22 protein-coding genes are annotated in these 25,172 nt (G+C 64.1%); 14 read left to right on the forward strand and 8 right to left on the reverse strand.

Translation table 11 applies throughout. The features are described 5' to 3' along the window. The first annotated feature begins 21 nt into the window (after positions 1–21). Positions 22–2,064, forward strand: coding sequence for a M3 family metallopeptidase (locus HMPREF2781_RS03315; protein WP_070644386.1), 2,043 nt, complete (start codon positions 22–24; stop codon positions 2,062–2,064). Positions 2,065–2,146: 82 nt separating this feature from the next. Further along, positions 2,147–3,175 (forward strand): HNH endonuclease signature motif containing protein, encoded by a 1,029-nt coding sequence (locus HMPREF2781_RS03320; RefSeq protein ID WP_070644388.1) that lies wholly within the window; start codon positions 2,147–2,149, stop codon positions 3,173–3,175. A gap of 289 nt (positions 3,176–3,464) precedes the next feature. On the opposite strand, the gene ppc is transcribed toward HMPREF2781_RS03320, so the two are convergent. The 3 genes from ppc to pdxS all read right to left on the reverse strand — a co-directional run bounded on the left by ppc (position 3,465) and on the right by pdxS (position 8,153). Continuing rightward, complete coding sequence (gene ppc, locus HMPREF2781_RS03325) at positions 3,465–6,215, reverse strand: phosphoenolpyruvate carboxylase (RefSeq protein WP_070446432.1); 2,751 nt, start codon at positions 6,213–6,215, stop codon at positions 3,465–3,467. Positions 6,216–6,339: 124 nt separating this feature from the next. Continuing rightward, positions 6,340–7,188, reverse strand: a complete 849-nt coding sequence (gene pdxT / locus HMPREF2781_RS03330) for a pyridoxal 5'-phosphate synthase glutaminase subunit PdxT (RefSeq protein ID WP_070644463.1) — start codon at positions 7,186–7,188, stop codon at positions 6,340–6,342. 62 nt (positions 7,189–7,250) lie between these two features. After that, positions 7,251–8,153 carry a pyridoxal 5'-phosphate synthase lyase subunit PdxS gene (gene pdxS / locus HMPREF2781_RS03335; protein ID WP_049157099.1) on the reverse strand — a complete coding sequence of 301 codons (903 nt, stop codon included), beginning with the start codon at positions 8,151–8,153 and terminating at the stop codon, positions 7,251–7,253. Positions 8,154–8,234: 81 nt separating this feature from the next. On the opposite strand from pdxS, the gene HMPREF2781_RS03340 reads away from it, so the two are divergent. From HMPREF2781_RS03340 to HMPREF2781_RS03355, 4 genes are all read left to right on the forward strand, one after another. Beyond that, complete coding sequence (locus tag HMPREF2781_RS03340; RefSeq protein WP_070644390.1) at positions 8,235–9,533, forward strand: MocR-like pyridoxine biosynthesis transcription factor PdxR; 1,299 nt, start codon at positions 8,235–8,237, stop codon at positions 9,531–9,533. A 44-nt stretch (positions 9,534–9,577) separates the two neighbouring features. Further along, positions 9,578–10,192 carry an MBL fold metallo-hydrolase gene (locus HMPREF2781_RS03345; RefSeq protein ID WP_070644391.1) on the forward strand — a complete coding sequence of 205 codons (615 nt, stop codon included), beginning with the start codon at positions 9,578–9,580 and terminating at the stop codon, positions 10,190–10,192. Positions 10,193–10,330: 138 nt separating this feature from the next. Beyond that, positions 10,331–11,650, forward strand: a complete 1,320-nt coding sequence (locus HMPREF2781_RS03350) for an O-acetylhomoserine/O-acetylserine sulfhydrylase (protein WP_070644393.1) — start codon at positions 10,331–10,333, stop codon at positions 11,648–11,650. After that, a complete protein-coding gene (locus HMPREF2781_RS03355) occupies positions 11,598–12,797 on the forward strand; it encodes a homoserine O-acetyltransferase MetX (protein ID WP_246821762.1) in 1,200 nt (399 codons plus the stop codon). The genes HMPREF2781_RS03350 and HMPREF2781_RS03355 overlap by 53 nt, the downstream gene beginning before the upstream one ends. Before the next feature lie 50 nt (positions 12,798–12,847). Here HMPREF2781_RS03355 and HMPREF2781_RS03360 read toward each other — a convergent pair whose 3' ends face one another. Both HMPREF2781_RS03360 and HMPREF2781_RS03365 read right to left on the reverse strand, forming a co-directional pair. After that, positions 12,848–13,162, reverse strand: coding sequence for a DUF3017 domain-containing protein (locus HMPREF2781_RS03360; RefSeq protein WP_070644465.1), 315 nt, complete (start codon positions 13,160–13,162; stop codon positions 12,848–12,850). A 226-nt stretch (positions 13,163–13,388) separates the two neighbouring features. After that, a complete protein-coding gene (locus HMPREF2781_RS03365; RefSeq protein WP_070644394.1) occupies positions 13,389–14,243 on the reverse strand; it encodes a bifunctional methylenetetrahydrofolate dehydrogenase/methenyltetrahydrofolate cyclohydrolase in 855 nt (284 codons plus the stop codon). 24 nt (positions 14,244–14,267) lie between these two features. On the opposite strand from HMPREF2781_RS03365, the gene HMPREF2781_RS03370 reads away from it, so the two are divergent. The 5 genes from HMPREF2781_RS03370 (at position 14,268) to HMPREF2781_RS03390 (ending at position 19,216) form a co-directional block, all read left to right on the forward strand. After that, the gene (locus tag HMPREF2781_RS03370; RefSeq protein ID WP_070644396.1) at positions 14,268–14,738 is read left to right on the forward strand and encodes a tRNA (cytidine(34)-2'-O)-methyltransferase; all 471 of its coding nucleotides are present in this window, start codon (positions 14,268–14,270) and stop codon (positions 14,736–14,738) included. A gap of 47 nt (positions 14,739–14,785) precedes the next feature. Beyond that, positions 14,786–16,657, forward strand: coding sequence for a pyruvate kinase (locus HMPREF2781_RS03375; RefSeq protein ID WP_070644397.1), 1,872 nt, complete (start codon positions 14,786–14,788; stop codon positions 16,655–16,657). Positions 16,658–16,766: 109 nt separating this feature from the next. Then, a complete protein-coding gene (locus HMPREF2781_RS03380; protein ID WP_070644399.1) occupies positions 16,767–17,015 on the forward strand; it encodes a FeoA family protein in 249 nt (82 codons plus the stop codon). 3 nt (positions 17,016–17,018) lie between these two features. After that, positions 17,019–18,953, forward strand: a complete 1,935-nt coding sequence (feoB, locus tag HMPREF2781_RS03385; protein ID WP_070644401.1) for a ferrous iron transport protein B — start codon at positions 17,019–17,021, stop codon at positions 18,951–18,953. Further along, positions 18,953–19,216, forward strand: a complete 264-nt coding sequence (locus HMPREF2781_RS03390; protein WP_070644403.1) for a hypothetical protein — start codon at positions 18,953–18,955, stop codon at positions 19,214–19,216. Before feoB ends, HMPREF2781_RS03390 begins: the two co-directional genes overlap by 1 nt. Here HMPREF2781_RS03390 and HMPREF2781_RS03395 read toward each other — a convergent pair. Further along, complete coding sequence (locus HMPREF2781_RS03395) at positions 19,194–20,708, reverse strand: PH domain-containing protein (protein ID WP_246821763.1); 1,515 nt, start codon at positions 20,706–20,708, stop codon at positions 19,194–19,196. The two genes, HMPREF2781_RS03390 and HMPREF2781_RS03395, sit on opposite strands and share 23 nt — an antisense overlap. Continuing rightward, positions 20,705–21,154 (reverse strand): PH domain-containing protein, encoded by a 450-nt coding sequence (locus tag HMPREF2781_RS03400; protein WP_070446450.1) that lies wholly within the window; start codon positions 21,152–21,154, stop codon positions 20,705–20,707. The genes HMPREF2781_RS03395 and HMPREF2781_RS03400 overlap by 4 nt, the downstream gene beginning before the upstream one ends. A gap of 58 nt (positions 21,155–21,212) precedes the next feature. Here HMPREF2781_RS03400 and HMPREF2781_RS03405 point away from each other — a divergent pair, with 58 nt between their 5' ends. The 3 genes from HMPREF2781_RS03405 to HMPREF2781_RS12700 all read left to right on the forward strand — a co-directional run bounded on the left by HMPREF2781_RS03405 (position 21,213) and on the right by HMPREF2781_RS12700 (position 21,949). Continuing rightward, on the forward strand, positions 21,213–21,473 hold the full coding sequence (locus tag HMPREF2781_RS03405; protein WP_070446452.1) for a helix-turn-helix transcriptional regulator: 261 nt from the start codon (positions 21,213–21,215) through the stop codon (positions 21,471–21,473). Between the two features lie 7 nt (positions 21,474–21,480). Next, positions 21,481–21,603: a hypothetical protein gene (locus HMPREF2781_RS12755; RefSeq protein WP_256364858.1), complete on the forward strand. Its 123-nt coding sequence runs from the start codon at positions 21,481–21,483 to the stop codon at positions 21,601–21,603. Positions 21,604–21,706: 103 nt separating this feature from the next. Next, positions 21,707–21,949: a hypothetical protein gene (locus tag HMPREF2781_RS12700; protein ID WP_245168368.1), complete on the forward strand. Its 243-nt coding sequence runs from the start codon at positions 21,707–21,709 to the stop codon at positions 21,947–21,949. Positions 21,950–21,954: 5 nt separating this feature from the next. On the opposite strand, the gene HMPREF2781_RS03415 is transcribed toward HMPREF2781_RS12700, so the two are convergent. Next, positions 21,955–25,092: an error-prone DNA polymerase gene (locus HMPREF2781_RS03415; RefSeq protein ID WP_070644404.1), complete on the reverse strand. Its 3,138-nt coding sequence runs from the start codon at positions 25,090–25,092 to the stop codon at positions 21,955–21,957. Between the last annotated feature and the right edge of the window lie 80 nt (positions 25,093–25,172).

Consider the following 25,172-nt stretch of genomic DNA (forward strand, 5'->3'; position numbering starts at 1 on the left):
TATTAGGTACGGTAGTTTCTTATGACTAACCCACTACTGACCCCCTCTACGCTGCCCTATCAGCTCCCGCCGTTTGCGGAGATCAAGGTAGAGCACTACCGCCCCGCTTTCGACGAAGCACTCGCGCTTCACGACGCCGAGATCGCCTCCATCACCGACAACCCCGCCGCGCCTACGTGGGAAAACACCGTGGAGGCGCTCGAGCGATCCGGCCAGGACCTCGACCGCGTCATGGCCGTCTTCGGCAACCTCTCCGGTACGGATGTCACCGAGAAGATGGAGGAGATCGCCGCCGACATCTACCCGCGACTGTCCGCGCACTATGACGCGATGTACCAGAACGAGGTGCTCTACGCGCGCATCAAGGAGGCGACGCCGCCTGCCGACGACGCAGAAGGCCAGCGCCTCCACGACCACCTCCTGCGCACCTTTGCCCGCAAGGGTGCCGATCTCGATGCGACTGGCAAGTCCCGCCTGTCTGAGATCAACCAGCGCCTTTCTGCACTGTCGGAGGAATTTGGCCGCAACCTCATGGCATCTACCCGCGAGCGCGCGGTCTCCTTCACCGAGGAGGAACTCGAAGGCCTGCCCGCCGAGCGCATCGCTTCCGCCAAAGCCGACGCTGAGGCGCTTGGCCGCGAGGGCTATGCCATCCCGCTGGAGCTGCCAACCGTGCAATCGGAGCTAAGCCGCCTGGCGCGGGAGGATGCGAGGGAGAGGTTGTATGGGGCGTCGGCAAGCAGGGGATCCGAAAACAACATCCCGGGACTCATCGAAGCCGTCCAGCTACGGGCCGAGAGGGCCGAGCTGCTGGGCTTTGCCTCTCATGCCGACTACGTGATCGCCGAGGAAACCGCCGCGACTGCCGACGCCGCCCGCACCATGCTCTTCGACCTCGCCCCCGCCGCCGCGGCCAATGCCGAAGGCGAGCAGAAGCTCCTCGCTGAAGAGGCTGAGCTCAACAGCCAGGGATTCACCGCCGCCGACTGGCCCTACTGGGAATCCAAGGTCCGCGCCCGCGACTTCTCCCTCGACGAGGAAGAGCTGCGCAAGTACTTCCCGCTGGACCAGGTCCTAGAGAAGGGCGTCTTTGCCGCCGCCGAACGTCTCTACGGCATCACCGTTATCCCGCGCGATGACCTCGAGGGCTACGCGGAGGGGGTTCGCGTGTGGGAGGTGCGGGACGGTTCCGTCCCGCACGGGGAAAAGAACTCGCACGGGATCGGTCTTCTCCTCACCGACTACTTCGGGCGCCCCACCAAGCGCGGCGGCGCATGGATGAGCGAGTTCGTGGGGCAGTCCCGACTGCTGGAGCGCAAGCCGGTCATCGTCAACGTCATGGGCATCACCAAGCCCGCCGACGGCTCCCAACCGCTGCTGAGCATGGATGGGGTCCGCACTGTCTTCCACGAATTCGGTCACGCCCTGCACGGCCTGCTTTCCGACGTCCGCTACCCCACCTTCGCCGGCACCAACGTACCGCGTGATTGGGTGGAATTCCCCTCGCAGATCAACGAGAACTGGGCACTGGATAAGAACTTGGTCAAGGAGTACGCCCGCCACGTGGAGACGGGCGAACCTATTCCGGACGAGCTTCTCGACGCCATCTCCGCCGCCTCCGAGTTCGGCCAGGGATTCGCCACCTCGGAGTATCTGGGGGCGTCGATCATCGACCTCGCGTGGCATTCCCTGAGCGCGTCGGAGGCCGCCGAGTTGGAAGCTACACCGGAGGCCATCGCCGAGTTCGAGGCCGAGGCCCTGCGCGCGGCCGGGCTAGACAACGAGCTCATTGCGCCGCGCTATCGCTCGACCTACTTCAACCACATCTTCGCCGGTGGCTACTCCGCGGGCTACTACTCCTATCTCTGGGCCGAGGCCCTCGATGCCGATGGTTTCGAGTGGTTCAAGGAGCAAACCGACCTTCGCGAGGCCGGCCAAAAGTTCCGCGATGTCATCCTGTCGAAGGGCGCATCCCGCGACTTCACGGAGGCTTACCGCGAGTTCCGCGGCCGCGACAAGGACGTCGCCCCGCTGCTCAAGCGCCGCGGCCTTGCCGGCGCCTAGTGCCGACTAGTTATCCACAGATTTCGTCGGATGGCTAGTCCGGGGCTTGGCGGCAGGATGGGGTGCTTTTAGGCTGCGGAGTATGAGATTGCAGACATACTTCGCCGCACTCGGCCGCGCCATTGACCTGGTGGCCGAGTGCGCGGGCCTGTCTGAATCTGACTTGGTGTCCCTTGGCGCCACGCCTGCCGACGCCACCGTGTTCCTCTCTCTTCACCACACCTACTTCGGGCATACCTCCTCGACGAAGAAGCAGCGCACGGCGGTTGCAGCCGCCCGCCGGCGCGGGCACGGGCTGGTGACCTTGCAGCTTATCGAGCACTTCGTGGCCAAAGTCCGGGACCACAACAAAGCGTGGGATTTGCGGGTGGAGCTGTGCCAGACCAGCGCTGAGTTGGTGGAAAAGGTAGCGCGCAAGCGGTTGCGGATGATGCGCAAGCCCCGCACGTATGCCGAGCGCGCCAAGCTCACCCAGCATGGCAACGGCCTGGCCACGCTCACGGTCACCGCGGACTCGCTGCAGCTGACCGGCGTCTTCGAAGGCATCGACCAGGAACGCCCCGGCGAGAGCTTCTTGGAGAATCTGGAGGGCGGTGGCGTCAAAACTGAGGTTGCCACCATGGCGGTCCTGCAGCTCGATGACTACGCAGAACTGCTCAAGGGCAATACCGACAAGGATGGCGAAGAGTTCATCGTCCGCACAACAAGTGGCGCGACGATGACCGGTTCGCAGCTAGTGGAGCGCGCTCTGCTGGACAAGGGGATCATCGTGGCTGTCAGCCGCGAGCACGGCCCGCTCGATGTCTTCCGCTTCCAGCGCTTCGCCACCACGAAGCAGCGCCTCGCCTTGGCTGCGGAGAATCCGTGCTGTGCATGGGAGGGCTGCAAGGTTCCTTTTGAGAAATGCCAAATCCACCACATCAAAGCCTGGGCCCGCGGCGGGCCCACCAACATCCTCAACCTGGTGCCACTGTGTCCGTACCACAACGGAGTCAACGACGATGACCCCGATGCCCCGCCCTCACGCGGCCACATGGACCGTATCGGCGGGCGGGTGGCATGGATCCCGCCATACGACGCCGCACCGGTCTTCACCAGCGCCTTCAATTAGCCCCCCCTTCAACTACCCCCAATGCCCGCTAAGGCACCGGTGTGCCCCGTCCCGCCAGTGCAGGTAGCAGTGCAAGCAACGCCGCTACCAGCGCCAGGGCATTCTTCCAGCACTGTTTGGTCGTACCCCGCAGGAAACCGCCTCCTCGCGGGGCATTCGGCGTGCCGGCTTAATTCATGGAACTGATCATGCGCTCAAGCCTGTCCCGCAGGAATTTTGGCCGTGCCGGTTGGCCGTGCCGGTTGGCCGTACCGGTTGGCTGGGCGGTCGGTTTGGCGGGCGTGCCGGCTTAGCCGGCGTTGCGCAGCGCTGTGGCGAGACCATTCATCGTGACCTGGATGGTCTTGGACACCAGGAACTGATCGTCGCCGCGGCGGTAGCGACGCAGCAGCTCCAACTGGATGGCGTTGAGCGGAAGCAGGTACGGGTAGCGCCGCTTGAGCGACCGCGCCTGGCGCTGGTTCTCACTGACCAACTCCGCGTTGCCGGTGACCTTGAGGTAGACCTCGCGGGTGCGCTCAAACTCCTCGGAAATCAGGCTGAAGATACGGTCCGCAGTTTCTTTGTCATCAACCAAGTTGGCATACAGGCGTGCCAGCTGCATCTCCGCCTTGGCCATGACCTGCGCCATGTTGGCGAACACGGAGCGGAAGAAAGGCCACGTACGGTACAGCTCACGCAGCTCCTCCCAGCGCTTCTCCACTTCTCCATCGCCGCTTTTTACTCCGGCCTTTCCGGTTTCTGCTCCATCCGCAGTGGCATTTACTTCTTCTACGCTGGCCAGTCCTACTCCACATTCACCACCGGAGGATTGCTGTACCCACGCTGTCACCGCACTGCCCACGCCGAACCAGCCCGGAATGTTGGTGCGGGACTGTGACCACGACAGCACCCAGGGAATCGCTCGCAAATCCGTAATCGCGGTGGTCTGCTTACGCGAGGTCGGGCGCGAGCCCAGGTTAAGCTCGCCGATTTCGTGCAGCGGAGTGGACTGGGTGAAGTAGGCGATAAACCCGGGGTCATCAACCAGCTGGCAGTACGCCGTACCGCTCAAGTCCGCCAGCTCCCGCATGATGTCGTAGGCCCGCTCGGGATCCGCAATCGGCTCGGTATCCAACAACGATGCCTCCAACGCACCGGAAACGAAAGCCTCCAAATGACGGCGCGCGGTCTCCGGAGCTCCATACTTCGCAGAAATCACCTCGCCCTGCTCAGTAATACGCACCGAACCCGAGACCGCGCCCTTCGGCTGCGCCAGAATCGCATCATACGTCGGGCCACCGCCGCGGCCCACCGCACCACCACGGCCATGCGCCAAACGCAGCTCCACGCCGTGGCGCTCACACAGCTCAACTAGGGCCAATTCGGCGTCGTACAGCGCCCAATTCGCCTGCAGATACCCGCCGTCCTTGTTGGAATCCGAATACCCCAACATAACCTCTTGCACATCCCCGCGCGAGCGCAGATGCTCGCGGTACACGGGCACCTGCCAGAGCTTCTCCAGGATGCCAGCACCCGCTTTCAAATCCTCGATGGTCTCAAACAGCGGCACCACATCTACCTGGTTCAGCCCCACCTCCTTGAGCAGCACCATCGGCTCCAAAATATCGGAGACCGTTCCCGTCATAGAGATAATGCAGTGCGACACCGACTTCGGTCCAAAGTCCCGCACAGCGCGGGCCGCCGCACGGAAAATCCCCAGCTCCTTGGCTGTATCCTCGGTGAATTCCTTTTCAGTGCCCGGGAAGAGCAGCGGACGATTTGTCTGCAACTCCCGCACCAGCAGCGCGACCTTCTCCTCCTCCCCCAGCCCGCGATAGTCCGAGGTAATGCTGGCTGCGGCGAAAATCTCGGTGAGGACGTTCTCAAAGGATTCCGAATTCTGGCGCATATCCAGCGTCGAGAGGTGGAATCCAAACGTGGTCACCGCCGAGCGCAATCGGGCAAGGCGGTCATCGGCGATGATGTCATCGTTGAACTGGCGCAGCGAGCGGTCGATCACATCCAGGTCCCGCTTGAGCTCCTCCGGAGACGCATAGGCGCTTGGCGACGCCTCCCCTTCCAACCTCGCCAGCACCTTCTTCCGGATGCCGAAGATGGCCCGGCGATAGGGCTCGTCGACGCGAGATTTTTCGTCGTTGTGGGCGGCGTCGGCAAGCGCGCCCAGCTCCTTGGAGCTGGAGGAATAGCGGTCTGATAGAGAGAGTTCGCGCTCCAGCTCGCCGAGCTCGTCGGCGTAGTACTGGAGCACCGTCGCCGCGGCTTTGCGGGTGGCATAGGTCAGGGTGTGCTCATTGACAAAGGGGTTGCCGTCATGGTCGCCGCCAATCCAAGAGCCAGGGCGGACGACGGGGGAATCGGGAAGCTGCTGGCCAAAGGTCTCACGCATGGCGTGACGGATAGCGCGGTTGAGGGCGGGGACCTGGTCGAGCAGCGAGAGTTTGTAGTAGCGCAGGCCGACGTCAATTTCGTCTTCAAGGGTGGGACGGGCGATGCGAATCAGCGCGGTCTGCCACAGTAGCGTCATGCGCAGGTACATTTCCTTCTCAATCGCCGCCATGTCGCCGCCGCGGTGTGCTTCCTTGAGGAGGTTCTTGATGCGGGTCTGGGTATCGAAGACGGTACGGCGGCGAGTTTCGGTGGGGTGCGCGGTGAGAACGGGGGCAACGTGCGCACCGCGGATGACGGAGGCGGCGTCGGCGGGCGCAACACCTTCTTCTTTGAGCTTGGCGAATGTCTTGCGCAGGGAAACCGGCGCCTCGACGGACTCGTCATCCAAGTCCTCCGCTAGGTTCGCGATGAGCGCGAAATAGCTGAACGCTCGCGCCACGAGGTTGACTTTGGTGATGTCGAGGTCGCGGAAAATAGCGACGAGATCTTCCGGCTTGGCATCGCCGTGGGCGATGTCGAAGGCCATGCGGCGGGTGGATTCGACGAGCTCAAAGACGTCCTCGCCTTCCTGCTGCGCGATAACTCGGCCGAGCACCCGGCCGAGGAAGCGGATGTCTTCGCGGACTTGTTCTGGGGCGGGTGTGCTCACGGCGAGGAGCCTTTCTGGGAGTGATGTGTTCGGCTGGCACATCTCAATGTAGCCCAGAGCACTGTTGGGTGATAGTTATTTGCCGAAAGAGCTCGCGGGCAGAAAGGGGTGCGGACAGAAAGAGTTAATGGGCAAAGGACGCGAGCCACGCGGCGTGGAGGCGCGAGTCGCCGTTTTCTTCCGGATGGAAGCTCAGCGCTGTGACGTGTCCCTGCCTCACACCGACGATCACTTCGTGTCCCGCAGTAAGACGAGTTAGCTCCCCGTCATGCCCGGCACTAGCTGCGCACGCCACACCAGATTTAGCGCTCGCACCCGCACTGAGAACTTCACTGCTGCTTGCCGCGCCACCAGCCGCAGTACCACGCGCAGGGGCAGGCACCGTGGCGATGACCTCGACGCCTTCACCCACGCGGGTAACGATGGGCGCGCGGATGAAGCTCGCCTCAATGTCTAGCGTGATGCTTCGGGCCCCTGTGTCATGAGCCTCGGTGCCGTCATGCGCCGCGGCGTCTCGGGACTCGGTGCGCCGCGTCCCGGCCTCGGAGGTCTCTACATCGGGTCGCTGACTTTGCATCGCGACGGGAACGACGCGCTCCTCGGAGAAGCGTTGGTTCCCGAAGGCGTTGCGGCGCACGGTGACGTCGATAAGCCCCAGCGTCTGCTGGCCCGGCGCGGGGTTCTCCAGGTCGCGAGCGCTGTAGATGAGCCCCGCGCAGGTGGCAAGAACCGGCAGCCCGCCCTCGACGGCTCGGCGCAACGGCTCCGCGACGCCGAAGGAGCGCGCCAGCTTATCGATGGTGCTCGACTCTCCACCGGGCAGAATGATTCCGCCCAGCCCGTCGAGATCCTGCGGCAGGCGCACCCGGCGTGTTTCAGCGCCGAGGCTCTCCAACACGGAGAGATGTTCCTCCACACCACCCTGCAGGGCAAGCACGCCGACGAGCGGTCGCGCCGTGTCCGCCGCAGTCATTCCCTTTGCACGCTCTGTGTTCATTACGCGGTTCATTGCGCGGTTCATTACGCGCACCGCGTTTACCAGCCGCGCTCGGCCAGGCGGTGCGGGGCGGGGATGTCGTTGACGTTGATGCCCACCATGGCTTCGCCCAGGCCGCGGCTAATCTTGGCCAGCTCGGCTGGCTGATCATAGAGGGTGGCAGCCTTAACGATGGCTTCCGCGCGCTTCGCAGGCTCACCAGACTTGAAGATGCCGGAGCCGACGAAGACGCCTTCGGCGCCCATCTGGCGGACGAGCGCGGCGTCGGCAGGCGTGGCCACACCACCAGCGACAAACAGCACGACCGGCAGCTTGCCGGTCTCCGCAACCTCAGCAACAAGGTCATACGGTGCCTGCAGTTCCTTGGCTGCGACGTAGAGCTCGTCGCGATCCAGGTTCTGGAGGCGCGCGATTTCACCCTTGATGGTGCGCAGGTGCTTGACGGCCTCGGAGACGTCGCCAGTGCCAGCCTCGCCCTTGGAGCGAATCATGGCCGCACCTTCGGTGATGCGGCGCAGGGCCTCGCCCAGGTTCGTCGCGCCACACACGAAAGGAACGTCGAAATCCCACTTGTTGATGTGGTTAACGTAGTCGGCCGGGCTGAGCACCTCGGACTCATCGATGAAATCGACGCCCAGCTCACCGAGAATCTGCGCCTCGACGAAGTGACCGATGCGGGCCTTCGCCATCACCGGGATATCCACGGCGTTGACGATGCCCTCGATGAGGTCCGGGTCAGACATGCGAGCCACGCCGCCCTGAGCGCGGATATCGGCCGGTACGCGCTCGAGCGCCATGACGGCGGACGCACCCGCATCTTCAGCAATTCGAGCCTGCTCCGGGGTCACGACATCCATGATGACGCCGCCCTTGAGCATGTCAGCCAGTCCACGCTTGACGCGCGTCGTGGCGCGTCCCTGTTCAATCTTCTGTTCAGTCATGGCTCACATAGTGGACCAGGAAATTGGTCCAAGACAAGAGCCATTTTTAGAGTGTTGAATTAGACCACTTATGATGGGGTCGTGTCTTTCCGCCTCGATCCATCTGATACGCGCGCTCTGCCGGTGCAGATTGCCGAAGCCCTCCGCACCCAAGTCGCGGCGGGCATTCTGCTGCCCGGAGAGCAGGTTCCGTCAACCCGTTCGCTGGCGCGCGATTTGGGCATTTCCCGAGGCAGCGTGGTTACCGCCTACGAACAGCTCACCGCCGAGGGCTACCTCACTGCGTCGGTGGGCTCGGGCACCATCATCAACCCTCACCTACCCCACGGACGCACCCCACAGCCCGCCCCGGCACCGCGGCCCTCCCCTACCCCACCGCGCGTAGAGTTGACGCCGGGTTTGCCCGATACCGAAGGAATCATCACCCCCGAATGGAGGGCGGCGTGGCGCAAGGCCGCGGTGAATCCTTCCGGCGATCTCCCCCGCGAAGCGGCCGCGCACCTGCGCCACATGCGCGGGCTCACCGTCGACCCGGCCTACGTCGTCATCACCGCCGGCGCCCGCGACGGGCTGTCGGTGCTGCTGCGCGCGCTGGGCAGCCAGTTGCGCGTGGGCGTGGAGTCCCCCGGGTACCCCAGCCTGCGCCGCGTTCCCCAAGCGTTGGGCCACACGCTTGTCGACGTCCCCACCGACGCCCACGGCGTCACCGTCCCCACCGTTGACCTCGACGTTCTCATCGTCACCCCCTCCCACCAGCACCCTTATGGCGGTTCCCTGCCGGCGGCCCGGCGCGCGGAGCTCGTCGAATGGGCACGCAGCAACGACGTGCTCATCATCGAGGATGACTTCGATTCCGAGCTGCGCTACGTCGGCCAACCTCTTCCTGCCCTGGCCGCGCTCGCCCCAGAGCACACCGTCTTGCTGGGAACGTTTTCTTCGGTGATTTCGCCGTCGATTGCCTGCGGCTATCTGGTCGTGCCACCGAGCTTACGCTCGGCGGTGAATCGCGTGCGGGAGGTCTTCGGCCAGCCCGTCGGCGCAATTCCCCAGGCGGCGCTGGCGAACTATCTGGCCAGCGGTGCGCTGCGGCGGCATACCGGCCGGATGCGCCGCGCCTACAAGCGCCGCCGCGACCTCGTCCAAGCCGCGCTGGAAGACGCTCCCGCTACCCTTCTGCCCATCCACGGCGGACTCCATGCGGTGTTGCTATGCGACAACGCCGTGGTCGACCGCGCGGCTTCCCTAGGGCTGACGCTCACCCCGCTCAGCGATTACTGGGGCGGCGTGGCCGCCGAGGAAGGCGTGGTCTTGGGCTTCGGGCATTTGAGCGATGTTGAGCTCGCCGCCGCGCTGGAGCTGGTTAAGCAGGCCCTAGCGTAATAATCCGTGGCGCAGCCACTCTGCGCCACGCTAGCGTTGGCGGCATGAAGATTTCGTTACATGGACAATCCGCCGTGGCCGTCAAAGCGCCCCAGGGCCGCATCATCATCGATCCCGGTCCTCTTTCAGACCTCAGTTGCCTGGATAATGCCGGCGCGGTGCTGCTCACTCACGCACATGGCGACCACCTCGACGTCGACACCGTGCGCGCGAGCGGCCTACCGGTGTGGGGGACGCAGGAAGCCGTAGACGCCATCGGTTCCGGCACCGCAGTCCACACAGGCGAGGAGTTCGAAGTCCTGGGCCTGAGAATCCGCGCGGTGGGCGGGCTCCACGAGGAAATCCACCCCAACATCCCACGTCCGGAGAACCTGGGCTATTTCTTCAATGGAGTGCTGCACCCCGGCGACCAGTGGGTTACCTCGGAAGGACGCGCGGTAGACGTCCTCCTGCTCCCCATCGCCGGGCCGTGGGTGCGCGGGGCGGATGCCGCGGATTACGCCATGCGCATCGGTGCGCGCGTGACAGTACCCATCCATGACGCCGTGCTGTCCGACGCCGGCAAGCAGATCACCGACGGCATGCTCCAACGCGCCGGCGTGACCGGCTACCAGCGCCTGCTCGTTGGGGAAAGCATCGACATCCAACAGCGGCCTTGAGCCTTCGCACTGCATGGAGATCTACAGCACACACAGGCCTCCAAACCAACCGCTCGGTCTATTTTTATTCTCGGGCTTGCCTGCGGTTTCTAGAAAGCCACTAACAGCACTGAACCGCTTGGTCTAGCCTTTTGTGACATGAGCACCAAATACGATAATTCCGCAGTCAACGAGTGGTCGTTCGCGACCCGCGCCCTCCACGCCGGCCAGAACCTGGACGGCTCCACCAACGCACGCAACGTGCCGATTTACCAGACCACGTCCTACGTCTTCAACGACGCCGAGCACGCCGCCAACCGCTTTAACCTCTCGGATGCCGGCCCGATTTATACCCGCCTGACCAACCCCACGCAGGATGCGCTCGAGGAGCGCCTCGCTTCCCTCGAGGGCGGCGTCGCCGCCGTAGCTTTCGCCTCCGGCCAGGCCGCCGAGACCGCCGCCATTTTGAACCTGGCCTCCGCCGGCGACCACATTGTTACTTCCCCGCGCCTCTACGGCGGCACCTCCACGCTGTTTACCGTCACCTTGAAGCGCCTCGGCATCGACGTCACCCTCGTCGAGAACCCGGATGACCCAGCCTCCTGGCAGGACGCCGTCCAACCGAACACCAAGGCCTTCTACGGCGAGACCTTCGGCAACCCAGTCGCCGATGTCCTCGACATCCCCGCCATCGCCGAGGTTGCGCACAAGAACCAGGTCCCGCTCATCGTGGACAACACCATCGCCACCGGCGCACTCGCCCGCCCGCTGGAGCTGGGCGCGGATATCGTCGTGGTCTCCACCACCAAGTTCTACAGCGGCAACGGCTCCGCCATCGGCGGTGCCATCATCGATGGCGGCTCCTTCGATTGGACCGTCGAGCGCGACGGCGAGCCGGTCTTCCCCTACTTCATTACCCCAGACGAGGCTTACCACGGCCTCAAGTACGCCGACCTGGGCGCCCCAGCCTTCGCTGTCAAGGCGCGCGCGGGCCTGTTGCGCGATACGGGTGCCGCCATCTCCCCCTTCAACGCCTGGCTGACGCTGAATGGTATTGAGACGTTGCAGTTGCGCGTCGAGAAGCACAATGCCAACGCTCAGGCCGTGGCCGAGTACTTGGAGTCCCACGCCAAGGTCACCACCGTCAACTACGCCGGCCTGGACTCCTCCCCATACAAGCAAGTCAAGGAGAAGTTGGGCTACGACTACACCGGCTCCGTGCTCTCCTTCGACATCGACGGCGGCCGCGAAGAGGCCTGGGCGTTCATCGATGCGCTGAAGCTGCACTCCAACCTGGCCAACATCGGCGATACCCGCTCGCTGGTGGTGCACCCGGCGACCACCACGCACTCCCAGTCCGACGAGACCGCTCTCAAGGCCGCGGGCATTACCCAGGCCACGGTGCGCCTGTCGGTGGGCATCGAGGATGTCAACGACATCATCGCCGACCTCGAGCGTGGGTTCTCGGCCATTGGTTAGCCCGATTCCGGAACTCGCGCCCGAAGGCGAGCTCGCCGTCGTCCCCATCGGTGACTTCACCACGGAAGCAGGCGCCGTGCTTGCCGACGCCCACGTGGCCTACCAACGCTGGGGTGCTTTCGCCGGCGACCCCGACGGCGTCAACAACGTCTTGGTGGTTGAGCACGCGCTGACCGGTGATTCCAACGTGGTGGATTGGTGGTCCGACCTGGTCGGCCCCGGCAAGGCCCTAGATACGACGCGCTGGTGCGTTATCGCCACCAATGCGCTCGGCGGCTGCAACCGATCGACGGGGCCGAAATCGTTGCACCCGGATGGCAAGCCGTGGGGCGGGCGCTTCCCGGCGCTGTCGATTCGGGACTTGGTGGAGGCTGAGCACGACTGCCTGAAGCAGTTGGGTATTTCGCGTGTGCACGCGGTACTCGGCGGCTCGATGGGCGGTGCGCGCACGCTGGAGTGGAGCTTGTTGCACCCAGAAAGCGTGTCGGCGGTGTGCGTGATTGCGGTATCGGCTCGGGCTTCGGGGTGGCAGATTGGTATCCAATCGGCGCAGATTTCCGCCATTGAGCGCGACCCGTTCTGGCACGGCGGAAATTACTACCTCACCGATAAGTCGCCGCGGGATGGTCTGGCGGCGGCGCGCCGCATTGCGCACCTGACGTATCGCGGCGAGCAGGAGATCGATGAACGCTTTGGTGCCCAGCCACAGCAGGGCGAAAACCCTTTGGGCCCGCACCGAGAGCTCAACCAGCGTTTCGCGGTGAACTCCTACCTGGATTACCAGGGGGCGAAACTCACCGAGCGCTTCGATGCAGGTTCCTATGTGGTGCTCACGGAGGCGTTGAACCGGCACGACGTCGGCCGCGGACGCGGTGGGCTCATCAAAGCACTGGCGGCATCGCAAGTGCCGACGATGGTCGTGGGCGTGGACACCGATATCCTCTACCCCTATCACCAGCAGGAGCACATCTCCCGCAACGTTAACCACCTGCTGGCGATGGCCAAGATTGTCTCGCCCGTAGGGCACGACGCCTTCTTAACGGAGACTCGGCAGATGAATCGCATCCTGCGCAACTTCTTGTTACTCTCCGCTCCGAATGGCCTCGATGTGGGCCCTGCCTACGTCGGCGACGAATACTATATCTAAAGAGCCGTGTGGCTCTTTTCAGGAGCCACACGCATCACGATCCCAGCGCGTCACGATCCCAGCGCGTCAATGGAAAAAGCCAAGAACGCCATCGCCGCGCCCAAGATGCCGGTAAACCAGGCATCGAAGCGCCGGGAGCGGACCGCGAGCACGCCGACTCGCGAGGAATCACACGTCAGGCGCACCACCGTAAGCCACACCAGCGCCCCGCCCAACAGCAGCGTGGCGCGGCGCCAGTGCTCAAACACGGCATAAAAACCCGAGACCGCGACCGCCACCACGAACAGTCCAATGGCCACCCACTGCACCGCCGGCGGCAGCGCCGAGGGTTTCAGATGCGCGTCGTGGGGATTGACCAAAGACACCGGCGGCACAGCTTTCCCGCGGGCCTGGTTGGCTCCACGGTTGCGCACGCGGCTGGGGGCTTGGCCTTCAGCCTGCGCATGGGCTCGCCCCTGAGCCGAGGGCCGGGGAACTCGTCGCGCTTGGCGCTGCGGGGTCGCCTGTGACTGTGCAGGTTGATCCGTCATTCTTGCTACTCACATGCTCAAGTTAGACGTGCGTTTACAGTGCACGTTCTTATAGTGAACGTTATTCAGCGGCGAGCTTTTCGGCGCGCTCGACGATATTGCTGACCAGGAACGCACGGGTCAGCGGACCCACGCCACCCGGGTTCGGGGAGACGTAGCCAGCCTTCTCCCAGACGTCCTCGGCCACGTCACCGGCGAGTTTGCCGTCGACGCGGGATACGCCGACGTCGAGAACCGCGGCGCCTTCCTTGACCATATCGGCGGTGAGCATGTGCGCCTTGCCTGCGGCCGCGATAATGACATCGGCCTCACGGGTTTCTGCGGCGAGGTCCTTGGTGCCGGTATGGCACAGCGTCACCGTGGAGTTCTCGGTGCGGCGGGTGAGCATCAGGCCGATCGGGCGGCCCACGGTCACACCGCGGCCAATGACCACGACCTTCGCGCCATCGAGCTCTACCCCAAAGCGGCGCAGCAGGTGGATGCAGCCATTCGGCGTGCACGGCAGCGGGGCATCCTCGTTGAGGACCAGCTTGCCCAGGTTGATCGGGTGCAGACCATCGGCATCCTTGGCTGGGTCGATGAGCTCCAGCACGCGGTTTTCATCCAGGTGCTTCGGCAAGGGCAGCTGCACGATGTAGCCGGTGCAGGCGTCATCATTGTTGAGCTCTGAGATGACGCGCTCCAGCTCCTCCTGGGAGACGTCGGCAGGCAGATCCTTGCGAATCGAGTTGATCCCGAGCTTCTCGCAGTCGCGGTGCTTCATCTTCACGTAGGAATGCGAGCCCGGATCATCGCCCACCAGGACTGTGGCTAGGCCCGGGGTAATCCCCTTCTCCTTGAGGGCGGCCACGCGCTGGGCTAGGTCCTCGAAAATCTCGTCGCGGTACAGGTTGCCATCTAGTTTGGTAGCGCTCATGCACACCATCCTAGACTGATGCCTATGAGCAGCTTGCACATCGTCTTCGACAACCCCGTGATCCCCACGAACACCGGCAACGCTATCCGCACCGCCGCCGTCACGGGCGCGAGCCTGCACCTCATCGAGCCGCTCGGCTTCAACTTCGAGGACAAGCACCTCAAGCGCGCAGGCTTGGACTACCACGACCTGGCAGACCTCAAGATCCACAAAGATTTCGATGCCTGCATGGAGGCCCTGCCCGGCGCGCGCGTTTTCGCGTTCACCACCCACACTGATAAGTGGTTTACCGATGTGGAGTACCAAGAAGGCGATGTCCTCCTCTTCGGCACCGAGCCGACCGGCCTGCCGGAGGAGCATGCCTTCCACCCCCGGGTAACGGAGCGCGTGCGGATCCCAATGATGCCGGCACGACGTTCGATGAATCTCTCCAACGCGGCCTCAACTGCCGTGTATGAGGCTTGGCGCCAGCTCGGCTTCCGTGGCGCGGTCTAACAAGTCGCGGCACAATATGGGTGGACTTTCACATCGAAGGAGACACCGTGCCTAGCCTGCGCCCACTGCTTGATTCCCTCATTACCCGCGTCGAAGCTTCGTCTGCCGCCCACGCCGCGCAGATAGCGCGCGTGGATCCCGTCCACCGCCCCGGCGCGGTCAACCTCGTGCGTTATATGGAATTGCGTTCCCAGGACGCCGTCGAACTGCAGGAAGGCCTCACGGCCTTGGGTGCTACGAGCCTGAGCCACCCGGAGCCCGCGGTGCTGGAGCGCCTCCACGCCGCTCGCAATGTGATTGATGCCTTCGACGGCCAGGCGCCGACCTACCCCGTGCAGCCCATCGCCTCGGCGTATGCAGACGCCGACGATATCCTCGACGCCAACACCGAGGCCCTCCTCGGCCCCACCCAGGAGGACACGCACGCGCGCATCATGGTGACTCTTCCCACCGAGGCTGCGGAGGATTATGAGCTGGTCCTCGGTTTCGCCCGCGCGGGCATGGAATTAGCCCGCATCAACTGTGCCCACGAAGACCAGGCGGCGTGGGAGAAGATGGTGGAGCATGTTCACCGCGCCGCTGAAGAGGTGGGGCGCGAGATTCTGATTTCCTGCGATATTGCTGGCCCCAAGGTCCGCACCGGCACCATCGAGCCGGGCCCGCAGGTCATCCGCGTGCGCGGCGAGCGCACCGCAGCAGGCGAACTGCTGAGTCCGGCAACGCTCGTGCTTCACGACGCCCCCTCCACCGCCCGCGCCCACGGGGTGGCGGGGGAGGCGTCGCCAAGCGCGGCACGCCCAGCGGTAGCGCTAGAGGTAGAAGGTAAGTGGCTAGCAGGGCTTCAGCCCGGCAGCGAGGTCCGCTTCACCGAAGCGCGCGGGCGCTCGCGTGTGTTCACCGTGGAGAGCGTAGAGGCAGGCGTGGCCGTGCTGCACGGGGAGCGCAACTGCTACCTCGCCGAAGGCACGGTGCTCAACCACGGCGGGGAGATCACCCGGGTGCATGGGGTTCCGCCCCTCGAGCAAAAGATTCGCCTGCACCGCGGCGAGGAATTGGTGCTCAGCACATCCGCAGAGCCGGCGCGCATCGCGGAGGGTGAGGTGACCACTATTGGGTGTACGCTGCCGGAGGTGGTCGGTGCGCTCGAGGTGGGCGACCGGGTGATTTTCGATGACGGCGCCATCTCCGGTCGCGTCCGCGAGGTGCGGGAGAATGGTGCGGCGCACGAGGCCGTCATCACCGTGGAACATGCCGGGCCTACCGGCACCAACCTGGCGGCATATAAGGGAATCAATGTGCCGGATACTGACGTCCCGCTGCCCAGCCTCACCGAGGAGGACATCGAGGCGCTGCGTTTTGTGGCCACGCACTGCGATATCGCGGCGGTCTCCTTCATCCGCACGCCCTCTGATGTGTCCTTCCTCTACGACACACTCGAGGCGATTGCCGCTGAGCAGGACTCGGAAGAGATGGCACAGCGTGTGCGTGACCTGGGCATCGTGCTCAAGATTGAGACGGTTCCCGCCTATGAGCAGCTGGGAAGCGTGCTGCTGGAGGGCATGCGGCATGCCAAGTTCGGCATCATGATTGCGCGTGGTGACTTGGCTGTGGAGCTGGGATTTGAGCAGATGGTCCAGGTACCGGGGCGCATCATGAAGGTCGCGGAGGCGGCTCATATCCCAGTCATCATGGCCACCCAAGTTCTGGAGACCCTGGCCAAGACCGGGCTTCCCTCCCGCGCGGAAATCACGGACGCTGGCTATGCGCTGCGCGCGGAGTGCGTCATGCTCAACAAAGGCCCGCACATCACGGAGGCCATCCAGATTCTGGACCGCATGTCCCGCAAGCTGGGCCAATCACGACTGAAGAATCGCCAGCGACTACGCCAGGTGAGCAGCTGGTCCACTCCAAACGCTTAATGCGCCGCGTGGTGAGGATCACCTAAGACAAGTCGCCGAAAACTAGACACACCTATCTTTACTAAGGGTAACCTATATCGGTAGTGCTGATCGAGAAAGAGAGCCCACCGTGACGTTGCCTGAATGTCCACGACAAACCGCCGACGCTATCCCCATGGGATGCACCATCACCTTGGGGAAAGAGTGCATTTCCTGCACCTGTGACGCCGCGCTAGCGGTGCGCCTCGGCGAGCTGGGAATCCGCCCCGGCGCCACGTTGACCATGGGCCCGCGCGTCGCCGGCGGCGCGCGGGTGGTGTCGGTGGGCAGCTGCCGCTACGCCATCGACAAGGCAACACTGCAAGCCATCGAGGTCTAAACCATGGCCACCACGAAACCCAGCTGTCACGGCAATCCGGGCGGCGCGGTCGCCCCTGCCGGAGCACCCATCATCGCACTCGTCGGCTCCCCGAATTCCGGCAAGTCCACGCTCTTTAATGCCCTGACCGGTGCGAAGGCGCAGACCGGCAATTGGCCGGGAACTACGGTTGAGGTCAGCCGCGGCGCCTGGAAGCTGGGTGAATCCACCGCCGATCTCATCGACTTCCCCGGCACCTACTCGCTCGACCCGCTCAGCCCCGATGAGGCGCTCACCCGCGCCATGCTCATCGATTGCCCCGCAGATGAGCGCCCCGACGCCGTCGTCGTGGTCGTCGATGCCAGCGCCGTCGCGCGCGGCCTCAACGTCGCCCTCCAGTTGGCGGAGCAGCCCTACCGCCTCATCATCGCGCTGACGAAGACCGACGTGGCGCTCAACCAGGGACAGGTCGTCGACGCCTCTGCTTTGGCCGAGGCCACCTCCATCCCGGTGGTGGAGGTTGATGGGCGCAGAAGGGAGGGCGTCGAGAAGCTGCGCGAGGTTGTAATGGAGTCTTTGGCAACTGAGCCCGTGCAGCTGCGCGAGAATGCTGGTTTGGAGGACCGCTTCGCCGAGCTCGACGCCGCCGCAAAGGCCTCGGTGAGCGAGGTCGAGCACGCCACGCCCCTCTCCCACCGCCTCGATGCGGTAGCCCTTCACCCGGTAGCCGGGCCGTTGCTGTTCTTGGCCGTGATGTGGGCGGTCTTCCAGATCACCACCACCGTGGCCGCTCCCCTGCAGGATGGCTTGGAGGCGCTGGTCTCCGGCCCGTTGAGCGACTGGGCGCGGGCGGGGCTAGAAACCATCGGCTTAGGCCACCCCCTCGTGATGGGCCTGCTTGTCGACGGCCTCATCGGCGGCGTCGGCATGGTCCTCACCTTCGCCCCACTCATGGCGCTAATGTTCTTGTGTTTGGCGGTGTTGGAGGATTCCGGCTATATGGCGCGTGCGGCGGTGGTCACGGATCGCCTTATGCGGGCCATCGGCCTGCCGGGCAAGGCGTTCATCCCCATTGTTGTGGGCTTTGGCTGCAACGTGCCAGCGATTTCGGCCACCCGTGTGCTGGGCAGCCCGCGGCATCGCATCATGACCGCGCTGCTCATCCCGTTTACCTCGTGTTCGGCGCGTTTGGTGGTCTTCGTCATGCTCTCGGCTACGTTCTTCCCGGAGCATGCCGGCAGCGTGGTGTTCATTATGTACGTCATTTCCATCGCGCTGCTCGTGCTGGTGGGGCTAGCCCTGCGCAGGACTCTGTGGCGCGCGGTTCCGGAAGAAGCACTCGTTATTGACCTGCCGACGTATCAGCTACCCACGGTGCGCTTGGCGCTCAGCGTGATGTGGACGCGCCTGAAGGGCTTCTTGCAGACGGCTGGCGGCATCATCGTGAGTACCGTGGTTGTGGTGTGGCTGCTCATGGCCATCCCGGTTGGCGCTGCGGCGCAGGATTCTTCGTGGGGTGAACCACCAGCCCCGGAGGATTCAGCCTATGGCGCGGTCGCGCACGCTATCGCCCCGGCCTTTGCACCGGCCGGCTTCGATTCTTGGTCACTGACAGGTCCGCTGGTAACAGGTTTCGTGGCCAAGGAGGCGCTGATTTCTACATGGGCACAGACTTACGCAGTCGAGGACGTTACCGACGCCTCCGCCGAGGAGCAATCGCACAGCGCGCTCAGCGATCACGTACGGGCTGACTTCGAGCAGGCTTCCGGCGGTCACCCGCTCGCCGCGGTGTGGGCCTACATGCTCTTCCTGCTGGCCTATACTCCCTGCGTGGCCACGATTGCCGCGCAGCGGCGCGAGATCGGCTGGCGCTGGACGCTCTTCGGCTTCGGCGTCCAGCTGGCCACCGCGTGGGTGCTGGCCGTAGCGGCCTTCCAGGTGTTGAAGGTGTTTATCTAATGCCTGCCTCCCCCATCCAGGCGGTGCAGGAAGCCATCGAGGCCGGCGTTCGCTCGCGCGTGGGCCTCGTGGCGAAGACAGGGCTGGAGCCCGGGACGGTCGATGTCATCCTGGATCACCTCACCGCCAGCGGGGTCCTCGATATGGAGCCGCTCGACTCCTGTCCCGCAGGCGGATGCGGGTCCTGTTCGGCGGCCTCGGCGTGTGCCGGCCCTAGCAGCACCCGCGGTCCGGTACTGCTTAAGCTTCGTCGCCGGCCTTAAGCTCCTGCGACCCACGGCTCGCACCGTCGCGAGAGTTGTTACGCGGTTTGTTGCGTAGGTCTTGGTGGAGCCCTCTCTGCAGTTTGCCGTTCGGTTCATTGATCTGCTCCAGCACGGCGTCCAGGGATGGCAAGGGGCGGGAGCGCAGGCGGGCGAGGAGCTCGGAGGCGTCGGCAGGCGTGAGGTCCTGGCCAGCCATCTTGACTGGGCCCGCCACAAGGTCGAAGCGCACGGTGCGCACGCCTGCAAGGTGACCCAGCGGCCCCACCTTCAGCGTGAGTTCCTGGATGTGCGGGGTCCCAATCACCATGACGCGGCGGTTGATGCGGCCGCGGTGCACGATGGTCACGGGAAACGGGGAATCCACCAGTGTCACCGACTGCTGTTTGCGGTCGATGGGGCTAATCCAGGTAGCCCGGCGCGGGGAGGTATAGGTGGGCTGGGTGTGGCCCTCGGGGCGTGCGTAACCCTCAATCTGCACGCGGTCCAGATCGGAGATGAGCTCTAAAAGCTCCAGCGCCTGCTCGCGGGTGCCCACCGGCAGGATGCGCGTAGAACCAGATTGCTTGCCGCTGCCCTTAGCGCCGTAGCCGGCCACCGACACATTCACTTCGTACCAGCCCAAACGCCGCCACAGGAAAGGCTGGCTCACCCGCACGCCGTGGATGCGGCTGATGCGGATAGTTTGGCGGCGGCGGTCGGCAAGGCCGTAGGAGACGTTGAGGGCGTTGGTGGGGGCGTCGTGAAGCGCGGTGAATTTCCAGGAAGAATCCACCAAACCCCACACACTTCCCACGTAACCCACGATGATGGGCAACAGCGCGGTCCACATGCCCGGAATGAAGAGCAAACCGCCAATAACGAGCGCGCTAATCAGCGTGGGCAGACGCAGCGCCTCGGCAGCAATCGTGCGCAGAATGGGAATTTCCGGGATCAGGGCGGTGGCTTCCTCCGCTTCTGGTGCCGGCTCACTGGTAGGACCTTTATTCGTGCGCCGCAGCAACTCCGCGCGTAGTTCTTCCGCCTTCGCTTTGGGCAGGTATTCAATCTTGATCACTGAGGACGTGCCACCGGCCGTTTCCACGCGCACCGCTGCCAAGCCCAGCAGGCGCGCGATGATGGATTCCACGACGTCCACCGCTTGGATTCGCTCATAACGCGCCGAACGGAAAGACGTAGAGATAACGCCGTGGCGCAGTGCAATTTCATCCTCGGTGAGCTTGTAGCCCAGCTTGCGCCACCAGATTCCTGACATCAGCCAAATCACCGCGCACACGAGCACGAAGCCGCCGGCACCCAGCAGGCTTCCGCGGCCGACCTCGCCCAAGTGCCCGCCCTGCAGGTAAGACAGAACATCAGAAATCATGGAGGCGTTGATGTTCACCGCAAAAATGGCGAGCAGCGCCAGAATCAGCGACCAAAAGCGCAGCAGCGGGGTGAGGCGGTGGACGCGGGTGTAGCCGTCGACGTCGACAAGCGCGCGGTCCTTCACAGCCCACTCATCCTCTCGCGGGCCTTGACGGCGAGGCGCTCGCGCAGGGCGTCGGCGTCTGCGGCAAGGAGGCCGGGAATGGTGGCGTCGCTGCTGGGCGACGCCGTGTGCAACTGCACCTTCTTCAGCCCCATCGCGCGCTCGATAGGGCCGGCGGTGACGTCGACGAATTGGATGCGGCCATAGGGCACGACGGTGAAGGTGTGCCAGATTTTGCCGCGCGTAACCAAGAGTTCGTCGGCGGTTTCCTGCCAGCCTAAGTTCCTGACTTGCGCGGGGATGAGCCAGAGTTCGTAGAGCGCCCACACGATGAGCGCGCCGGCGACCCAATAGAGCCAATCCCACCAGAAATACGCCGCCCCGGCCGCCAGGGCAGCAAGAATGACGTCCCAACTCAAACGCGAAATGTAGCGGGCTTTAGTGAGTGACGGGGATACGGAATTCATGCCGCAACTTTAACACGAACCCTTGACAAGTCGTTGGGTTTATACAACACTGCGGTGTATGTCCCCAAAGAAAAAGCCCACTCGCCCACTGTTTAACCGGGTACGCGTGCTGCGCGTTGAACGGGACATGACGCGTGCACAGCTTGCCGACGCCATCGGGGTCAACCCCCAAACCATTGGCGCCCTCGAGCGCGGTGACCACTCCCCCAGCCTGGATCTTGCTTTCAACATCTGCGAGGTCTTCGACTTACCCGTGGAAGCCGTGTTCTCCCGGACCGAATTCACTCCTATGTCCTCCGAAATCTACCGAAAGGGATAAGCCACACATGTCCGCCTCTATTCCCGATTCCGTCAAGGCCCGCAAGCGCTACACCACCCTGGCTGAGCTCTCCACCCTCCTCATCTGCCTTCCCTTCCCCTGCAGTTCTGGGACCTGTTCACCTCACTGATGGTGGCCGCCCTCGGAACGCTACTACCGCACTGCTGACCGCCCGCCTCCGCACAACGATTGGCGCTGCCGACCTGCCCACAGCCGAACTCGATGAGTACCAAATGCAGCAGCACGTCGAAGCGCGTGACGACGGCCTCAAGTTCTCCCTCGCCGCACTTGTCATTCTGCTGCTGCTCACCGGCATCATTAGTTGGGGTGCGCGAACCATGCCCATCACGGATGGCGTGTTCGTATCCCTGCTCTACTTCAAGCTCATCCTGCTCTTGCTGGTGTGGCTACCCTTCTCCGTGGCGCGTTCCCTCGCTGGAAAGATGAACCACGACGAGCTCATCTCCAAGGAGTAAACCGCTTAGCGGAAATCCCGCGAGCCGCGCGAGAGCGCCTCGCCAAAGGCCAGCGGCTCCAGCTGGTCCGCGGCAACGGTGACCGCGCCGGAGGCGTTCTGCACGATACCACGCACGATGAGCGCGGGTGCCGTCCGAGCCGTCACCTTATCCCGGGCCCACAGGCCGGGCGAGACCATCACGTTCATCAACCCGGTCTCATCCTCCAAACCAAAGAAGACCACACCGCCTGCAGTCTGCGGGCGCTGGCGGTGCGTGACCACCCCGGCGATGCGCACGCGGGTGCCATCCTCCACGGCCGGTAGATCCGCCGCCGACAGAATTCCACGGGCCTGCAATTGCCCGCGGATCTGCTCCATCGGCTGCTGGTTGTGGGTCACGCCGGTGCTTGCCACGTCCGCCGCCATGAGCTCAAAGGCACTCATCCCCGGCAAAGACGGCGCCTCGATAGCAGACAGACCCGGCAGCATCCCCGCCCGTTCTGTTGCGGCCACGCCCGCCTGCCACAGTGCTTGGCGGCGGTCCACCCCAAAGACATCCAAGGCCCCCGCCACCGCGAGGGCCTCCACGTGATCGACGGTGAGATCGGCGCGGCGGGAGAGATCGGGGACGTCGGCAAACGGCGCGGCCGCCTCAATGCGGTCAGCGGCTTTATTAGCCAAGCCTTTGATGAGGTTCAGACCCAGCCGAATGCGTACCTCACCGTCCGCGCCCACCACCACGCGCGCTTCGCGACCCGACTCGTTGACGCTGACCGGCAGCACCTCCACGCCGTGGCGGCGCGCATCCTGAATGAGGGACTGCGGCGAGTAGAAACCCATTGGCTGCGCGCGCAACAGGCCCACACAAAACTGCGCCGGATAATAGCGCTTAAACCACGCCGAAAAGTACACCAAGGAGGCAAAAGACTGCGAGTGAGACTCCGGGAAGCCATAGGCGGCGAAGGCCACGATCTTGGCCCACAGCTTGTCCGCGATTTCCCCGGTAATCCCGTTGGTTTCCTCCAAGCCCTCATAGAAGCGCTGCTTGAGCGCTGCCATCTTGGCCGGCGAGCGTTTCGAGCCCATCGCGCGCCGCAGGTCATCCGCCTCCGCACCGCTGAACCCGGCAGCATCGACTGCAATCTGCATGAGCTGCTCCTGAAAGAGCGGAATTCCCAGTGTCTTGCCCAGGGACTTCTCTAGCACCGGATGGTCATAGGTGACCGGCTCCTTACCATCGCGGCGGCGCAGATAAGGGTGCACCGAACCACCCTGGATGGGGCCCGGCCGGATGAGCGCGACCTCCACTACAAGGTCGAAGAAGACCCGCGGCTTGAGCCTCGGCAGCGTGCTCAGCTGCGCTCGCGATTCCACCTGGAACACGCCCACCGCATCCGCGCGGCAGAGCATGTCATAGACTTCCACGTCAGCCAGATCCAACTCCCACAGGTTGACCACCCGGCCAGTACTCTCCTCCACCAAGTCCATCATGTGATGCAGGGCTTCCAGCATGCCCAACCCCAGCAGGTCGAACTTCACCAGCCCAGCTGCGGCGCAATCATCCTTATCCCACTGCAGAACCGAGCGATTTTCCATGCGCGCCCACTCCACGGGCACGACATCCGCAATCGGCCGGTCGCACAACACCATGCCGCCGGAGTGAATACCCAGGTGGCGCGGCTGGCCCAGGAACTGCTCAGCCAGGGATTCAACATCCGAAGGCGCGGGCGCCACGCCCTTCGACCACGCATCGGCCGAGCCTTGCGGGTAGCCCAACGCCCGGGCGGCATCCCGCAACGCGCCCTTGCGGCGATAGGTATTCACGTTGGCCACCTGCGCCGCCCTCTCGCGGCCGTGCTTGGCATAGACGTACTGGATAACCTCCTCGCGCCGCCCGGATTCAATATCAATGTCAATATCCGGCGGACCATCGCGGTCCGGGGAAAGGAAACGCTCAAAGAGCAGGCCTGCGGAAATCGGCTCCGCATTCGTAATCCCCAGCGCGAAACACACCGCCGAATTCGCCGCCGACCCGCGCCCCTGACACAGGATGTTTTCCCGTTTACAAAAGTCCACCAGATCACACACGATGAGGAAGTAGCCGGGAAATCCCAGCTGCTTGACCACACCCAGCTCATAGCGCATCTGCTCCCACGCCCTGCGCCGAATCTCCTCAGGGCGCGTGGCATAGCGAACTGCCGCGCGCTCGAAGGTGAGGTGCTCCAGCCAGGACATCTCGGTATGCCCTTCCGGCACGTCGAAGTCAGGCAGGTTCGGGGCCAGCGCCTCCCAGGTAAAACTGCATTCTTCGAGGACGCGAACGGTTTCCGCAATCAGCTCGGGGCGCTCAGGCAGCAGGCACGCCATCTGTTCCCCGGAGCGCAGCCAGGACGAGCCCATGGGGTGGGAGTTGGGGGAGGCGTCGGCAAGCGCGAGGCGTCTAGACAGGGCTTGTTTGGCCCCGGCCAAGCGCGCGCGATCCCGCGTGGCGGCAGCCGGGTGGGCAGTAGCGATGGCGCGTGGAACCGGCAAGGAGTCCAGCAGTAGGTGGTGGTCCGCGTCCTCTGGGAGCTGGGTACATGCGTACTCCAAAACCATGCTGTCTATTTTTATTCCATCGACCAGATGATCGAAATGTTCCGACCACTCCCAGCCCACCAGAAAGAGGCACTCATCCTGCAGCAGTGCACCAATCTCCGGCAGTGAAGGATAGGACACGACCCCCTTCTCCCCCGCCTCCATGCGGGCGCGGGCAATGAGCCGGGATAGACGCCGGTACCCCTCCGGGGTGCGCGCCAGGACAGTCAGCGGGGCCGGGTCGAGGCTAAGCTCCGCACCAAAGACCGCGGGCAGACCCGCCGTGGCGGCAGCCTCCGCAAATTTCATAAGGCCATAGAATCCATCCCGATCTACCAGCGCAATCCCCCGCAAGCCCAGCTCGACGGCGCGCGCCACAAGTTCCTCCGGCTCAGAGGCCCCCCGCAGGAAGCTATAGGAACTTACCGCGTGCAGCTCCGCGAAAGGCACGGAAGAATGCCCTACTTTCGGCACGTCCGTGGCCTGCGGCAGATGATCCACCGAGACCGGGACGGGCCCCGGGCGACCAGAGAGAATCCTCTCCACCCGGGACCACGGCAGCGCCTTGCCCCCATTAAACCTCATAGCCTCACACAGTAGATTCGAACACAGGTTCCCGTCAAGGCTGTCGTTGAACAATTCCCTAAATAGACAAAGCGGTTCAA

Source organism: Corynebacterium sp. HMSC062A03, assembly GCF_001811145.1.
GTDB lineage: Bacteria > Actinomycetota > Actinomycetes > Mycobacteriales > Mycobacteriaceae > Corynebacterium > Corynebacterium aurimucosum.

Excerpts from the sequence above, each read along its gene's own strand:
- HMPREF2781_RS03390 (WP_070644403.1), top strand. The coding sequence starts at position 18,953 with ATGCCTGCCTCCCCCATCCAGGCGGTGCAGGAAGCCATCGAGGCCGGC.
- HMPREF2781_RS03315 (WP_070644386.1), top strand. The coding sequence starts at position 22 with ATGACTAACCCACTACTGACCCCCTCTACGCTGCCCTATCAGCTCCCG.
- HMPREF2781_RS03320 (WP_070644388.1), top strand. The coding sequence starts at position 2,147 with ATGAGATTGCAGACATACTTCGCCGCACTCGGCCGCGCCATTGACCTG.
- HMPREF2781_RS03355 (WP_246821762.1), top strand. The coding sequence starts at position 11,598 with ATGTCAACGACATCATCGCCGACCTCGAGCGTGGGTTCTCGGCCATTG.
- feoB (WP_070644401.1), top strand. The coding sequence starts at position 17,019 with ATGGCCACCACGAAACCCAGCTGTCACGGCAATCCGGGCGGCGCGGTC.
- pdxT (WP_070644463.1), bottom strand. The coding sequence starts at position 7,188 with ATGACTGCGGCGGACACGGCGCGACCGCTCGTCGGCGTGCTTGCCCTG.
- HMPREF2781_RS03350 (WP_070644393.1), top strand. The coding sequence starts at position 10,331 with ATGAGCACCAAATACGATAATTCCGCAGTCAACGAGTGGTCGTTCGCG.
- HMPREF2781_RS03370 (WP_070644396.1), top strand. The coding sequence starts at position 14,268 with ATGAGCAGCTTGCACATCGTCTTCGACAACCCCGTGATCCCCACGAAC.
- pdxS (WP_049157099.1), bottom strand. The coding sequence starts at position 8,153 with ATGACTGAACAGAAGATTGAACAGGGACGCGCCACGACGCGCGTCAAG.
- HMPREF2781_RS03405 (WP_070446452.1), top strand. The coding sequence starts at position 21,213 with ATGTCCCCAAAGAAAAAGCCCACTCGCCCACTGTTTAACCGGGTACGC.
- HMPREF2781_RS03415 (WP_070644404.1), bottom strand. The coding sequence starts at position 25,092 with ATGAGGTTTAATGGGGGCAAGGCGCTGCCGTGGTCCCGGGTGGAGAGG.
- HMPREF2781_RS03400 (WP_070446450.1), bottom strand. The coding sequence starts at position 21,154 with ATGAATTCCGTATCCCCGTCACTCACTAAAGCCCGCTACATTTCGCGT.
- HMPREF2781_RS12755 (WP_256364858.1), top strand. The coding sequence starts at position 21,481 with ATGTCCGCCTCTATTCCCGATTCCGTCAAGGCCCGCAAGCGCTACACC.
- HMPREF2781_RS03365 (WP_070644394.1), bottom strand. The coding sequence starts at position 14,243 with ATGAGCGCTACCAAACTAGATGGCAACCTGTACCGCGACGAGATTTTC.
- HMPREF2781_RS03345 (WP_070644391.1), top strand. The coding sequence starts at position 9,578 with ATGAAGATTTCGTTACATGGACAATCCGCCGTGGCCGTCAAAGCGCCC.
- HMPREF2781_RS12700 (WP_245168368.1), top strand. The coding sequence starts at position 21,707 with ATGCAGCAGCACGTCGAAGCGCGTGACGACGGCCTCAAGTTCTCCCTC.